Source organism: Treponema peruense, assembly GCF_016117655.1.
Lineage (GTDB): Bacteria > Spirochaetota > Spirochaetia > Treponematales > Treponemataceae > Treponema_D > Treponema_D peruense.
On the sequence record NZ_CP064936.1, the window covers coordinates 647,730 to 661,042 of the forward strand.

Genomic DNA, 13,313 nt, shown 5'->3' on the forward strand with positions numbered 1-13,313 from the left:
CTCAAAAAGTTTGGGCAACCCTCTTTTTTTATTTTAAAGCATGCCCATGTCTGTGAGTGCATTTCCTTCTGCCTTTCTGAAGTCAACCGCTTCCTGCATACATTCTTCATCAATACAGAACTTTTCTGACATATCGGCTACAGTTCTTGCAACTTTCATGCAAAGTGACGCTGCCCTTGGCGAAAACCCCAGTTTTTCCTGCGCTTCGTTAAGTATTTTTTTGCGCCGTCAGTACAGCGGCAGAACTTTACAATCTCAGAAGCATTGAGTTTTGAATTCCTTTTGCCCTGTCTTTTCCTTTGCGCACTTACAGCCCTTGCTACCTGCACACGCAGCTCTTCACTTGAAACACCCTTTGTATTTTCGCCGGCGTTATTGTCTGCGCGCACCCTTAGTTCAATTCTGTCCAGAAGGGGCGATGAAAATTTTTTCCAGTACTGTTCCACGGCTCTTGCTGAACAAAGACACAGTTTGTCGGTAGAACCGTAGTTTCCGCAGGGACAGGGGTTTGTGGACATAAGAAGCTGAAAGTCTGCCGGAAAAACACTCGTGCGTCCGGCCCTGCTTAGCGTAATGCTTGTTGTTTCAAGCGGAACTCTGAGCATCTGCAGAACCGAAGTCCTGAACTCTGCCGCTTCGTCCAAAAAAAGTCCTCCGTTGTGGGCAAGTGAAATTTCCCCCGGAGTGCATTTTGGTCCTCCACCGCACATTCCTTCTATAGTAGCAGTCTGGTGCGGCTGCCTGAAAGGTGCTGTTCGTACAGAAGGAGAATTGTGGGGCAGTAATCCTGCAATAGAGTAAATTCTTGTAACGCTCTGAGCTTCATCCGGTGTAAGAAGCGGAATAATTGAAGGGAACCGCTGCATGCATAAAGTTTTGCCGCAACCCGGAGGACCGTATGCCAGAATGTTGTGCCCGCCTGCCGCCGCTATCTGCAAAGCTCTTATAAGTTTTGTCTGTCCGCGTACTTCCTTAAAGTCCAGTTCCGGACTGACCGGCGCAAAAAGAACTCCTTCTATGTTTACAGAACCTTCCGGTATTCCTGCCAGTGCGTTTGAAGAACCGCTTCTTTCTTTTTGCGTAAAAGCCTTGGAATCGTTAAGTGCGCAGAAAGCTTCTGAAAGTGTCTGTGCGCCGAATACACGCATTCCAGAAACTTCACGTGCTTCTTCTGCATTTGCTTCGGGAACAATGCACTTTCTAATACCACCGGCACAGGCAGTACAGACAGCAGCATGAACCGCGCGTACAGGTCTTATATTGCCGTTAAGTTCAAGTTCCCCCATGACAAGAACGGCATCCCCCGTATCTTCAGGACTTTCGGCTGTCCACATGCTGTCATCTTCATTTGTTTCGCGGGAGTTTTCCTTTGCAACAAGAACGGCCACTGCCACGGCAAGATCAAAACCCGCGCCTTCTTTTTTTAAGTCAGCAGGTGAAAGACTTATCAGAACCCGTTCCGCAGGAAATTCAAACCCAGAATTCGTTATGGCGCTCCTCATCCTTTCACGTGATTCCTTTACGGCACCGTCTGCAAGTCCTACTATGTCTACGGCAGGAATTCCTCTTCTTAAGTCAACTTCTACACTCACAAGCGAGCCTTCGTATCCGAATGGTGAAAAACTAAAAATTCTCATAATTGTTAATATGTCCTCTGTTATATATATATGCCGCGTTTTTTCATTTTCGCAAAATAAATGAAAAAAAAATTGAATTCTGCTATAATTTAAAAATGCTTGACATAACAATTTTATGCCGTGTCGTGGACAATTACGGCGACATTGGCTTCGTATACAGACTTGCGCGAGAACTTTCATCACTTTCTTCTATAGAAAAGACTCAGATAAGACTCATCGTAAGTGATTTGAAATCCTTTAACGCAATGGCTCTTCCACCCGGAATTTCTACATCGCTTGCAGTACAGAATTACAACGGCTGGAAAGTAATAGACTGGAATGCCTGTGCCGAAGGAAAGTGTGAATTTACAGAGCATCCGCCAAAAATTATTCTTGAATGTTTTCAGTGCGGGCGTCCTGAATGGCTTGATGAAATTTTATTTTCTGCGCAGACAACGCAGACTGTTCAGATTGTAAATGTTGAATATCTTACTGCCGAAGACTGGGCCGACGACTTTCATCTTTTGAAATCAGGAACAAGAAGTGCACTTGTAAAAAAAATAAATTTCATGCCGGGCTTTACAAAAAAAACAGGCGGCCTTGTACTGGACAAAAACTTTGTTTCCTGCGTACATTCCAAAACCGCGGCTCTTGAGTGTCTTAAAAAGTATGCTTCAAAAAAAACTGTCGCTCTGATAGAAGACACAAATTTATTCCGCGTGATTGCGTTCAGCTATGAAAGGAATTTTGAAAATGAAGCGCGTGCCCTGTCTGAGTTCGCCAAAAATTCAGGACGAAAAGTTCAGGTTCTGCTTGCACCCGGATTGGGAAATGCTCCATTTAAAAAGGCTGCAGCTGCCTTTAAAAATATTTCTGTTTACGACCTTGAATATCTTCCGCAACTTGCATGGGACGCTCTTCTGACACTTGCAGATTTTAGTTTTATACGCGGTGAAGATTCGTTTTCAAGGGCATGTCTTTCGGGAATTCCTTTTGTGTGGCACGCTTACCCTCAGGAAGAAGAGTTTCAGCTGGTAAAGGCAGACGCTGTCCTTAAGCGCATGGAACCGTTTTTTTCTGCCGGGAATATGTCTCTGGTAAAAAATGTTTGGCTTTCGTACAACAGAAAACCTTCAGTAAAAATGTGTGATGAAGCCTGCAAAGTTTACAATGAATGTACAGACGCGGGGTATATTCCGCTTTTGAGAATTCTTGAAAATTACGGCGGAATAAAAAAATCATTTGGGATGTTCGCACAGTCTCTTTTTGCAAACGGAAACCTCGCCCAAAAACTGCTTGCCTTTTTGCAGAACAGCGTGCAGTAGGGGTGGGCGGCGGACGTGTCTTAAACTGAATTAAGTTTTCAGTTCAAATTTACGCTGTTTCGTGATATTCTGATAAATAAGAAATTCCTGTCAGTAAAAATGACAGAAAACGAGTCTGCAATGTCAAGAGGAGAAATTATGCTGAACATAATTTTTGGAAAAATTGATGACGTTATTTACAATACAAGCGTTTTCTTTAAAAATACATATGAAAAAGAATGGCTTTTGGAAGAAGAAACAAAGCAGATGATTCTGGACATAGACAAATCCAAAGTTTTGGGAAACGGAGCGATAGAAAGTCCCGTTTTGGGAATTATTCCTCCTACATCTCTTTCTGGTGGTGTAAAAACCCTTATTCTGATTTCTCATATCAAAGATAAAATTTTTAATGCATCCAACTGCGGAAACAATTGTGCTTTCTGGCTTTTGAAAATTGCAAAAGAAAAAGATATTACCATAAACCTTCGGCATTTAATGGATTTTGGCAATGGTGAATTTGAAATCAATGTTGTAAATAAAAACAAAATTGTACATTCAATGAATGAACTTTTGGAAATTGTCGGGGATTTATTATGAAAGGCTCATTTTCAATTTCAGTTCAAAACAATACAGTAAAATACGCATTTTCTCTAAAACGGAATATCACCATAATTCAGGGTGACAGTGCAACAGGAAAAACAACTCTTGTAGATTTAATCCGTGAATACGAACAGAATGGAACAGATTCCGGCATTTCTCTTTCCTGCGAAAAAAAATGCAGGGTTTTGGAAGGAAACGACTGGAACAGTCATCTTTCACTGTTAAAAAACTGCATAATTTTTATAGATGAAGGAAACAGATTTGTAGAAAGCAAAGAGTTTGCTTCAGAAGTAAAAAAAAGCGACAATTATTTTGTTATCGTAACAAGAGAAGGTCTTGAAAATCTTCCGTACAGCATAGAAGAAATTTACGGAATCCACACTTCAGGAAAGTATTCCGATTTAAAACAGGTTTATCACGAGTTTTATAAAATTTACGGAAACTTTAATTTGGAAAACAAAATACAAAAACTGATTACAGAAGATTCAAATTCCGGTTTTGACTTTTTTAATTCAGTTTCACAGAAAAAATACATTTGCGAATCAGCAGGTTGTAAATCAAATATTTACAAAAAACTTCTGGAATCAGGCTCAGAAAATGTTCTTGCAATAGTTGATGGTGCTGCTTTTGGTTCTCAAATGAATCTTGTTTCAGAATTATTGGAAAAAAGAAAAAATCTTTCTCTTTTTGTGCCTGAAAGTTTTGAGTGGATTATTCTGAAATCCGGTGTTGTAAAAGATGTTGAGAAAATTCTTGAACATCCTGAAGATTTTGCAGACAGTACAGAGTTTTTCAGCTGGGAACAATTTTTTACAAAACTTTTAACAGAAAAAACAAAGGGAACATACCTTAAATATTCAAAACAAAAACTCAATCCCAATTATCTTTCTGATTCAATAAAAAATAAGATTCTGAATCTGGACTTACTTGCCTTTTTGCAGAACAGCGTGCAGTAGGGGCTGGCGGCAGACGGTTGCAATTATATGAAAATTTGTGTATACTAAAGTAACTCTTTTTATAGGAAGAATTAAGATATGTTATCAACTAATGAAATCAGAGTCGGAACAGCCTTTATGTATGAAGGCGCACCTTTTATCGTACAGCGCATGCTTGGACAGAAATCAGGACGTGGCGGAATGGTCACTCGCCTTCGTGTAAAGAACATCGTTACAGGTTCAACACAGGATCTAGGTCTTGATGCTGGAGAAAAATTTGATGATGTTGATCTTGAGGAAAAGAGCGTAAAACTTTCTTATGTTGACGGCGATACTTTCCACTTTATGGATCAGGAAACATACGATGACGTTCCTCTTTCAAAGGAAGATCTCGGAGACAACGCAGGATACATTTCTCCTGATGATGATTATGATGTTTCTATCACTTTTTACGAAGGAAAGCCGGTTGGAGTAAATCTCCCTGTTAACGTAACACGCACAATCACTTACTGCGAACCTGGAATCAAGGGTGATACATCAGGAAAGTCTACAAAGCCTGCAACTCTTGACACTGGAATGGAAGTTAAGGTTCCTCTTTTCTGCAATACTGATGACCGCATTGTTATCGATACTCGCGACGGTTCATTCGTAGAGCGTGCAAAAGACAAATAATCAATTAAGGCTGCCCGGTCAGACTTTGTTTCTTCGGGCAGTTTGTTCTGGCCCCCTAGCTCAATTGGATAGAGCGACAGCCTCCTAAGCTGTAGGTAGCGAGTTCGAATCCCGCGAGGGTCAATACTCCTGTTCTGTTACGGACAGGAGTTTTTTTGTTCTTATTTTATTCTCTGTAAAAGTATCCATACTTTCATTGCAGCCTTTTGTGAAAATATTTTTGACAGAAAGTGGGTCAACTTTGTGAAAATTCCAAAGACAGAAATATCTTTGCCACGGTCGGCATCTCTTAGTGCTTTTGCTGCTGCTTTTGAAGCATCTGTAATTCCCATAAAGTTGGTTACTGTTTTTGCAGCCCCTGTTTGTGCGCGTGAAAAAAAGTTTGTCTTCATCCAGGGCGGGCAGACGGCAGTTGCAGTTATTCCGGTTCCTTTAAGTTCAACATTGAGGGCGCGTGTATAGTTTCTTAAAAATGCTTTTGTTGCGCTGTAAATGTTCATGTACGGCAGCGGGAAAAACGATGCCTGTGAAGCAATGTTTATTATGCGGCTACCTTTTGCCATGTAGGGCAGGCAGACAAGTCCTGCTGCAACCGGCGCGCCCATGTTAAGGCTCATCATGTTAATGGACTGTTCCGCGCTTAAGTCTTTGTACGAACCGAATTTTCCGTAACCTGCGTTGTTTACAAGGTATGCCACGCGCGGCTTTTCTTTGGTGAGCATCTGTTCAAAAAGAGAAAACGAACTGCTTTCTGACAAATCTGCACTTACCGTACGTATTTTTGTTCCGAACTCTTCTTTAAGAAGATTAAGTTTTTCCTGATTGCGTGCAACAGCCCAGATTTCATCAATGCAGTCTTTTTTTAGAAGAAGCTTTACAAATTCTTTTCCAAAACCGCTGCTTGCCCCGGTAACAATTGCAATGTTTTTTTTGAGTCCTTCCATATTTCCCTCTGAATAAACTGTAAATAAATATTCCCCTAATGAAAATCTAATACAGCGCCTTTAGATTCTGTCTATCGATTAGAAAATAATTTATAGGAGATTTCTATGAAAATCAACATGAGAACAACAGCAGCTGTAGTTGCAGCTCTTACACTTGCAGTTTCTGCAGCTTCTGCAGAAGGATTTTCTGTTGCAGGAGACATCCGCAGCGGTATCGAATTTGGTTTCGGTGATGATGCAAAAGTAGTTTCAACATCAGACTACCATGACGGCAACTACTACGGAAACGGAAACACACGCCTTCGTCTTAACTTCAAGTATGAGAATGGCGATGCAGGAGCTGTATTCCGCTATGAGCATAAAGCCGGAAAAGCATGGTTTGATGAAGGAAACGCAAAGTATGCTATGGGATATGCAAAGCTCTTTGACGGAATTCTCGTTGCAGAAGCAGGAAAACTCAAGGACCTTTACACAGGTTCTGACGGACAGGAAGGATACGGTCTTACAGATATAGCTTCTGCCGGTGCTTACGGTGCAGGATTTACACTTCTTCCTGTAGACGGACTTGCTGTTCAGGCAATTGTTTCTGACAGTCTTGGAAAAGGTTTTGAAGCACGCAAAGACAACTTTACTTTCGGTGCAAAGTATGCAAACGATGTAATCAAGGTTGCCGGTGGTTACAACCTTTCTGGAAAAGCTTACGGTTATGTAGGAATCGGTGCTGTAGAAAACCTCGGAGTAGATCTTGAAGTATACTACGAGCAGCTGGAAGACAAGGATGATATAGTTGAAATAAACGAAGATATCAACTATGACCTTAACGACAGCCTTTCATTCGGTCTTCTTGCTTACCAGAAGTTTGGCGAAGAAGAAAAGCCGGTATTCGAGTTTAACCCACACGTTATGTTCGGAATTGATGACACATTCGCTGTATCTGCAGAAAGCTACATTACAGTACCAACTGCAGAAGATTCAAAAGTTGCATTCAGCGTAACTCCGGCTCTCTGGATTAACGTAAAGAAGGCAAAGGTTAACGTATACTACACATACGATAACGACGGAGAGAACAGCGCAAATTACGTTGGAACAGGAGTAAAGGTTTCTTTCTAAGCTGAACAAAGTAAATAAAGCAAAAGTCCTCCTTGCAGGCGCGGTTTTCCAATGCGAAGGCCGCGTCTCTTTTTTTTTGTCCCGTCAGTATATGTCTGAATTTATGTCCTGAAGTTTATGCGCGGGCCTGTCTTTGTAAATACAAAAAAATTTGTGAAAGAGTAAAAGACTGTCTGATTGCAGTGAAAAATTTTTAAGGTAAAAAAAAGACAACCCAAAAAGGATTGTCTTCAAGAAACGCCCCCTGCTGGGTTTGAACCAGCGACACACGGATTAACAGTCCGTTGCTCTACCGACTGAGCTAAGGGAGCAGTTGATGTGCTCAACGTATTTAAGATAATATAGTAAGACAAAAAAAAAGTCAATACAGTTATCTGAAAAATTGCAAAAAAAGTTCTGTTCACCCATTGGGGAACAGAACTTTTTTGATCTTACTTGGACAGCAGTGAATTCATTGCCTTAACAAAGTCTGCCGGATCCTGCAGTTCGCTTCCGCTAAGAAGGAGAGCCTGGTCAAGAAGAACTTCGCTTATGTTTTTGAGTTCAGCGTCGTCTGCCTGTGCAAGTTTTTTGACAATAGCATGGTCTGCATTTATTTCAAGAATAGGCTTTACAAGGTTTGCAGAACCCTGTCCCATTGCCCTCATCATTCTTTCCATCTGAAGGGACGGATCGTTTTCGTCAATAACAATGCAGCTTGGGCTGTCAGAAAGGCGCTTGCTCATAACAACATCCTTTACCCTGTCACCAAGAGCCTTTTTGATTTTTTCCTGAACAGGCTTGAATTCCTCTTCTTTCTTTTTAAGGTCTTCTTTGTTTACATTGAGTTCATCGTCACTTCCTGCGCGGTTAACAGACTTAAGCTCGAAATCCTTGTATTTTGCCAGTGCCGGAATAACAATGTCATCTACTTCATCAGGGGCAATGAGAACTTCAAAACCCTTGTTTTTGTATGCTTCAAGCAGCGGTGATTCGCGCAGATTCTTTTCGTCGGAACCGCTTATGTAGTAAATGTACTTCTGGTCTGTCTTCATTCTCTGTACATAATCTGCAAAGCTGGTCCACTTGTCGTCGCCTGTTCCTTCTCCTGCAGTGCTCTTGAATCTGATTATTTCTGAAAGCTCGTCCCTGTTTGCAAAGTCGGAATAAAGGCCTTCCTTGAGAGGACGGTTGTAATTCTTTACGAATGTGTTCCACTTTGCAATTACGGCCTTGTCATCGTCTGTCTGCTCTGCTTTTTTGGAAGCGGCGTCGGCTTCTTCACCGAGTTTTTTGAATTCTGACAAAAGCTTTTTAACGGACTGTGACTTAATGTTTTCAAGTATCCTGTTCTGCTGCAGAATCTCACGGCTTACATTGAGCGGCAAATCTTCTGAATCAATTACGCCGCGTACAAATCTTAAGTAAGAGGGCAAAAGTTCCTTGTCGTCGTCGGTTATGAAAACTCTTTTTACATAAAGCTTTACACCGCTTTTGTAGTCTGCCTGGTACATGTCGTAAGGAGCAGCTTCGGGAACGTAGAACAGTGTTGTGTATTCCTGTGTTCCTTCTGCATGCGTGTGGATGTACATGAGAGGATCTGTTCCGTCGTGTGTAAGGGTTTTGTAGAAGGCGTTGTAGTCCTCTTTCTTGAGTTCACTCTTGTTGCGCTTCCAGAGGGCACTTGCGCTGTTGCACTGTTCAATTTTATCTTCTGTGCCGTTTGCTTTTCCGTCTTTGTCATATTTTGTCTGCGTATAGTGCAGGTAAATGGGGAATGCAATGTGGTTGGAATATTTTTTAATAAGATCGTCAATTTTCCAGTGGCTGGCGTAATCTTTGGAATCGTCGTTGAGATGCATTTCAATTGCGGTTCCATAAGTGTCGCTCTTGTCGAAACCGTATGCTGCATATGAGGGATCTTCGGGTTTAAGCTCTTCAATTTCGTAAGCATTTGTTCCGTCAGAACTCCAGTGCCAGACTGTTCCGTCACCGCCGGCTTTTCTTGTGTAGACGTCAATTTTTGATGCTGCCATAAAGGCGCTGTAGAAACCTACACCAAACTGTCCTATTAAATCAGAATTGTTTGTTCCGCTCTGGGAAAGTTTTTCTATAAATGCCTTTGTTCCTGAGCGTGCGATTGTTCCAAGGTTGTCGTTCAGATCTTTTTCGTCCATTCCGAGTCCGCAGTCCTGTACGGTAAGTGTTTTTTTGTCTTCGTTGAACGAAATGTCGATTCTTGGATTAAAGATTATGTTTTTGAAATTTTCATCAGAAACAGTAAGATACTTGAGCTTGTCGAGCGCATCAGATGCATTGGAGACTATTTCTCTTAGAAAAATGTCTTTGTTGGAATACATTGAATGAATGATGAGCTTGAGCAGCTGGTTTACTTCTGTCTGAAACTGATATTTGGCCATGTTTTTTTCCTCACAAATTGATTTTATGATTTCGGGTATACCCCGTTTTTGACTGCATTAAATTTAATAAAAATCAATGCAGAAATCAAATTTTTTTGCAGAAGAAACGGCATATACATTTGTGCGCAATCTGTCTTTGCCGCAGATTATTTTTTCCAGAATGACGGTGAGAAAAATATTATGAGCGTAAAGAATTCAAGGCGGCCTGCAATCATTAGAAAACTGTACATCCATTTTGTGGCGGCCGGCAGAAAACCGTAATTGCATGAAGGACCCAGCGCGTTAAAGGCAGGGCCAATGTTTCCAATCATACTCAGTGCGCCTGTAAACGAACTGAGCAGATCAAGCCCGAAAAGCGATGCCGTAAAAGTTGCAATTGCCAGAACGAGCATGTAAATAAACACAAATGCCGCTACAGAAAAAACAATGTCTTTTCTTCCGGGTCTCCGGTCAATTCTTATTGTAAAGATTCCGTGCGGGTGCAGTGTTTTGAGTAGTTCGTTCCTTAACTGTTTGGCAAGAATTACCCAGCGTATTACTTTTATTCCGCCTGCAGTAGAGCCCGAACAGCCTCCTATAAAAAACAGAATAAAAATAACTGCCTGGCTTGCGGGCTTCCATTCTGTGTAGTCGGTAGTGGCAAAACCGGTTGTGCTTATAATGCTTGTTACCTGGAATGCGGCGTACCTTAAAGATTCGGCAATGTTTTTGTAAGTGCCGGACTCAATGAGTGTAATCAGAAGAATTGCAGCAGCGTTTATAAAAATATAGGCTTTCAGTTCCGTGCTTTCGCGTATTTCCTGAAACTTGCGTGTTATTGCGTAATAGTACAGTGAAAAGTTTATTCCCGCAAGAAACATGAATACCGTGCAAATCCAGTCAGCCGCTGCCGAAGAAAAGGCGCCTACGCTTGCGTTTTTTGTGGAAAAGCCGCCTGTTCCCAAAGTGGCAAAGGCATGACAGAGTGCGTCAATAAAATCCATTCCGGCTAGTTTAAGAAGAACTGTCTGTAAAGCCGTCATGCCTACGTAAATGAACCAGAGTGCTTTTGCAGTAGTTGTAATTTTTGCAGTAAGCTTGCCTTTTTCGGGACCGGTTGTTTCGGCTTTTATCAGCTGGAATCCGCCGACTCCAAGAATGGGAAGAAGGGCTACGGTAAGCGCGACAATTCCCATTCCGCCAAGCCAGTGCATCTGACAGCGCCACAAATTGATTGTCCTCGGAAGGGTTTCTATCTGCGAAAGAATTGTTGCACCTGTTGTCGTAAAGCCGCTTACGCTTTCGAAAATTGCGTCTGTGAAATCTGGAATTGCACCGCTTAAGTAAAGGGGCAGCGCTCCGTAAATGCTTACAGAAATCCATGAAAGTGCGACGACAACAAAACTGGATCGTATGGAAAGGGTAGTGGATTTTTTCCTGCCGACAACAATAAAAATTGCGGCTATAATCCAAAAGACAACCATTGGCACAAAAAAGTAAGGGATAAGCTGTGTTTCCCCGCAGTAAAGTGCAACGGCTTCAGGAATAAGATATGTTGTTCCGACTATGGCAACGATGAATGAAATAATCCTGAGTACGGTAAAAGTCATGCTAGTCTATCCTGCTGAATTTTTCCAGAACTTTGCGCTCTCCTGTCTGCTCAATAAGAACAAGATGGTCGCCTGTGTTAAGAACAGTGTTTCCGACGGGCAGTTCGTAGCTGTCGTTTCCCGGTTTTTTTACCAGAAGCATAAGGTAGTTTCCGGGGTCTGCAATTTCTTTAAGGGTTTTTCCGACCAGTTTGCTCGAAGAAGGAAGGTCGCACTCAACAATTTCAAATGCGCCGTTCGAAACAGTGTGGATTCCAGTTACGCTTTTTCCGTGAAGATGGCTCATTATGCTGTCTACAAGAGTGTCCCTTACTGGAACCGCAACGTCGACTCCAAGCTTTCGTGCAATGTCCCCGAATGCGGAATGTGCTACAAGTGCTACGGTTTTTTCTACACCCAGAGATTCAAGGTAAGCAGAAACAACCATGTTCATTTCGTGATTGTGTGTTGCGCAGATTACCAGATTGAACTTGTCCAGTCCTTCTTCCTGAATAAAGCCTTCGTCGGTAACATCTGCACAGAAAACTTTTGCACTGGGGAACCGTTCGCTTGCGGCTTTGCACAAAGACTGGTCGCTGTCAATTATTACAAAATCCTGTGACAGTTTTTTTGTTCCTGCAAATAATTTTTTTATTACCGAAGTTCTGTCTTTTTCTATTATGTGGTCGGCTATTATTGTTCCGATACGCCCGGCCCCTACAAGTGCAATTTTTTTTATTGCATCCACTTTTGTTCCGCAGAGTTCAAGCAGTTCCTTTATGTCTGACTTTTCTGCCAGAACGCCAATTCTGTCCCCTGCATGAAGAACTGTTTCTCCGCTGGGAAGACAACTTGTAAAAGTGCCGGTTTTTGTATCTACAGTTTCGGCATAGGCAATAATGAATTTTTTGTCAGAAAGAGAGCGTATGTTTTTGAGTGAAATTCCGTCCAGCCGTGAATCTTTTTCTATTCTGAGCGCTGTAATTTCAAACTCATCGTTTCCGAAAGTGACAACATCGCTTATTGCCCCGTGTTCTACAGCTTTTACAATTGCTTCGGCGGCTTCAACGTCGGGGTGAATCATGTAGTCAATTCCGTAAAGAGGACGGTGCTTTCCCAGAAAAGTTTCTGCGTGGTGAAGAGCAGCCGCGTTTGTGTTTACATAATATGCATAGTTTCTTACGCGAGCGATTTTAAGCAGGTTGGGGTAGACGGCATCTACGAGCGAACATGTTATCATGTTTATCTCGTCGCTTTCGGTAAGCGTAACAAGTGCGTCTGCCTTGTCTATTCCGGCTTCTTCTAGATTTTCGAGATTGTTGCCGTCTGCTTTGAACAGTTTGCAGTCAAGCCTGTTTCCCGCATGGCGGATTGTCTCTTCGTCATTGTCTATAAGCGTAACGTTGTTTTTTTCATTTATGAGCCGTTTTGCAAGCTGAATGCCTGTGAATCCGGCTCCGATAATCATTATGTTCATTGCACAAAAATTGTAGCAGATTGGTTAGTTTTTGTCTTCAATTCTGGACAGTTTTGATTTGCGTCCCTTTCCTGCAAAAATACTCAGCATGACTGTGGCCGTAAGAATGACTGCAGCGATTATTTCCCAAAGTCCGTTTGTTGCAAGTGTACAGGCAATGATTGCAGTAAAACCGCCGAAGCCTGTAAGTGCAGACATGTTGTATCCCATTCCTTCAAGCGTTTTTGTCATTCCAGCAAGAAGCGGTTCCCCATAGAAAATATAAATTGAACCCATTACCATAACCGTGTGCGCAAGTGTTCCCAGTCCTGCAGCAACAGAGCCCGAAATTATTTTGGGCATCTTTGGAATAAGGCACATGAGTTTAAAAATAAGCCATACAACTACAGGAAAAAGAATACGCGGTATAACAGAAACGCGCGGGTCAAGAAAGAAAGGTGTCGCTCCGCCGCCGTTCATTACGGTTCTCAAAAGGCTTGAAAGACCGAATATAAGACCTGTTCCAAGTCCCGGAACAAGACCTGCAATAACCGTTGCAAGAATTACCGGGATGTGCATTATTGTAAGGGTAATGAAACCACCAAGCTGAATGTATCCGAGGGGAGTAAGGCTCAGTACAATGCTCAATGCACCGAATGCTCCTGTCATTGCAATCTGCTGGTTAACTGAAAGTTTTTTCTCATTCATT

12 protein-coding genes and 2 tRNA genes are annotated in these 13,313 nt (G+C 42.0%); 6 read left to right on the top strand and 8 right to left on the bottom strand.

The annotated features are described in order from the left end of the window. Positions 1 to 33: 33 nt before the first annotated feature. Both IWA51_RS12640 and IWA51_RS03075 read right to left on the bottom strand, forming a co-directional pair. The gene (locus tag IWA51_RS12640; protein WP_329601802.1) at positions 34 to 216 is read right to left on the bottom strand and encodes a magnesium chelatase subunit ChlI family protein; all 183 of its coding nucleotides are present in this window, start codon (positions 214 to 216) and stop codon (positions 34 to 36) included. Continuing rightward, positions 156 to 1,637: a YifB family Mg chelatase-like AAA ATPase gene (locus IWA51_RS03075; RefSeq protein ID WP_230402699.1), complete on the bottom strand. Its 1,482-nt coding sequence runs from the start codon at positions 1,635 to 1,637 to the stop codon at positions 156 to 158. Before IWA51_RS03075 ends, IWA51_RS12640 begins: the two co-directional genes overlap by 61 nt. Positions 1,638 to 1,732: 95 nt before the next feature. Between IWA51_RS03075 and earP the strand changes: the two genes are divergently transcribed. The 5 genes from earP (at position 1,733) to IWA51_RS03100 (ending at position 5,250) form a co-directional block, all read left to right on the top strand. After that, positions 1,733 to 2,941 carry an elongation factor P maturation arginine rhamnosyltransferase EarP gene (gene earP / locus IWA51_RS03080; protein WP_198443151.1) on the top strand — a complete coding sequence of 403 codons (1,209 nt, stop codon included), beginning with the start codon at positions 1,733 to 1,735 and terminating at the stop codon, positions 2,939 to 2,941. A 138-nt stretch (positions 2,942 to 3,079) separates the two neighbouring features. Continuing rightward, on the top strand, positions 3,080 to 3,517 hold the full coding sequence (locus tag IWA51_RS03085; protein WP_177528525.1) for a DUF4869 domain-containing protein: 438 nt from the start codon (positions 3,080 to 3,082) through the stop codon (positions 3,515 to 3,517). Next, on the top strand, positions 3,514 to 4,476 hold the full coding sequence (locus tag IWA51_RS03090; RefSeq protein ID WP_198443152.1) for a hypothetical protein: 963 nt from the start codon (positions 3,514 to 3,516) through the stop codon (positions 4,474 to 4,476). Before IWA51_RS03085 ends, IWA51_RS03090 begins: the two co-directional genes overlap by 4 nt. Before the next feature lie 78 nt (positions 4,477 to 4,554). After that, positions 4,555 to 5,127, top strand: a complete 573-nt coding sequence (gene efp / locus IWA51_RS03095; RefSeq protein ID WP_177528523.1) for an elongation factor P — start codon at positions 4,555 to 4,557, stop codon at positions 5,125 to 5,127. Between the two features lie 49 nt (positions 5,128 to 5,176). Then, a tRNA-Arg gene (locus tag IWA51_RS03100) sits at positions 5,177 to 5,250 on the top strand. Positions 5,251 to 5,288: 38 nt separating this feature from the next. Here IWA51_RS03100 and IWA51_RS03105 read toward each other — a convergent pair. Then, complete coding sequence (locus IWA51_RS03105; RefSeq protein WP_177528522.1) at positions 5,289 to 6,071, bottom strand: SDR family NAD(P)-dependent oxidoreductase; 783 nt, start codon at positions 6,069 to 6,071, stop codon at positions 5,289 to 5,291. Positions 6,072 to 6,176: 105 nt separating this feature from the next. Here IWA51_RS03105 and IWA51_RS03110 point away from each other — a divergent pair, with 105 nt between their 5' ends. Next, entirely contained in the window at positions 6,177 to 7,181 is a 1,005-nt protein-coding gene (locus tag IWA51_RS03110; RefSeq protein WP_198443154.1) for a hypothetical protein, read from the top strand. Between the two features lie 238 nt (positions 7,182 to 7,419). Here IWA51_RS03110 and IWA51_RS03115 read toward each other — a convergent pair. The 5 genes from IWA51_RS03115 to IWA51_RS03135 form a co-directional block, all read right to left on the bottom strand. Continuing rightward, positions 7,420 to 7,492 (bottom strand) — tRNA-Asn (locus IWA51_RS03115). A 120-nt stretch (positions 7,493 to 7,612) separates the two neighbouring features. Next, positions 7,613 to 9,580 carry a molecular chaperone HtpG gene (gene htpG, locus IWA51_RS03120; RefSeq protein ID WP_198443156.1) on the bottom strand — a complete coding sequence of 656 codons (1,968 nt, stop codon included), beginning with the start codon at positions 9,578 to 9,580 and terminating at the stop codon, positions 7,613 to 7,615. 146 nt (positions 9,581 to 9,726) lie between these two features. Beyond that, positions 9,727 to 11,169, bottom strand: coding sequence for a TrkH family potassium uptake protein (locus tag IWA51_RS03125; RefSeq protein WP_198443158.1), 1,443 nt, complete (start codon positions 11,167 to 11,169; stop codon positions 9,727 to 9,729). A 1-nt stretch (position 11,170) separates the two neighbouring features. After that, entirely contained in the window at positions 11,171 to 12,625 is a 1,455-nt protein-coding gene (locus IWA51_RS03130; protein WP_198443159.1) for an NAD-binding protein, read from the bottom strand. A 24-nt stretch (positions 12,626 to 12,649) separates the two neighbouring features. Next, positions 12,650 to 13,312 (bottom strand): ECF transporter S component, encoded by a 663-nt coding sequence (locus tag IWA51_RS03135; RefSeq protein ID WP_198443160.1) that lies wholly within the window; start codon positions 13,310 to 13,312, stop codon positions 12,650 to 12,652. Between the last annotated feature and the right edge of the window lies 1 nt (position 13,313).

Excerpts from the sequence above, each read along its gene's own strand:
- IWA51_RS03075 (WP_230402699.1), bottom strand. The coding sequence starts at position 1,637 with ATGAGAATTTTTAGTTTTTCACCATTCGGATACGAAGGCTCGCTTGTG.
- IWA51_RS03110 (WP_198443154.1), top strand. The coding sequence starts at position 6,177 with ATGAAAATCAACATGAGAACAACAGCAGCTGTAGTTGCAGCTCTTACA.
- IWA51_RS03105 (WP_177528522.1), bottom strand. The coding sequence starts at position 6,071 with ATGGAAGGACTCAAAAAAAACATTGCAATTGTTACCGGGGCAAGCAGC.
- earP (WP_198443151.1), top strand. The coding sequence starts at position 1,733 with ATGCTTGACATAACAATTTTATGCCGTGTCGTGGACAATTACGGCGAC.
- IWA51_RS03125 (WP_198443158.1), bottom strand. The coding sequence starts at position 11,169 with ATGACTTTTACCGTACTCAGGATTATTTCATTCATCGTTGCCATAGTC.
- efp (WP_177528523.1), top strand. The coding sequence starts at position 4,555 with ATGTTATCAACTAATGAAATCAGAGTCGGAACAGCCTTTATGTATGAA.
- IWA51_RS03085 (WP_177528525.1), top strand. The coding sequence starts at position 3,080 with ATGCTGAACATAATTTTTGGAAAAATTGATGACGTTATTTACAATACA.
- IWA51_RS03135 (WP_198443160.1), bottom strand. The coding sequence starts at position 13,312 with ATGAATGAGAAAAAACTTTCAGTTAACCAGCAGATTGCAATGACAGGA.
- htpG (WP_198443156.1), bottom strand. The coding sequence starts at position 9,580 with ATGGCCAAATATCAGTTTCAGACAGAAGTAAACCAGCTGCTCAAGCTC.
- IWA51_RS03090 (WP_198443152.1), top strand. The coding sequence starts at position 3,514 with ATGAAAGGCTCATTTTCAATTTCAGTTCAAAACAATACAGTAAAATAC.
- IWA51_RS03130 (WP_198443159.1), bottom strand. The coding sequence starts at position 12,625 with ATGAACATAATGATTATCGGAGCCGGATTCACAGGCATTCAGCTTGCA.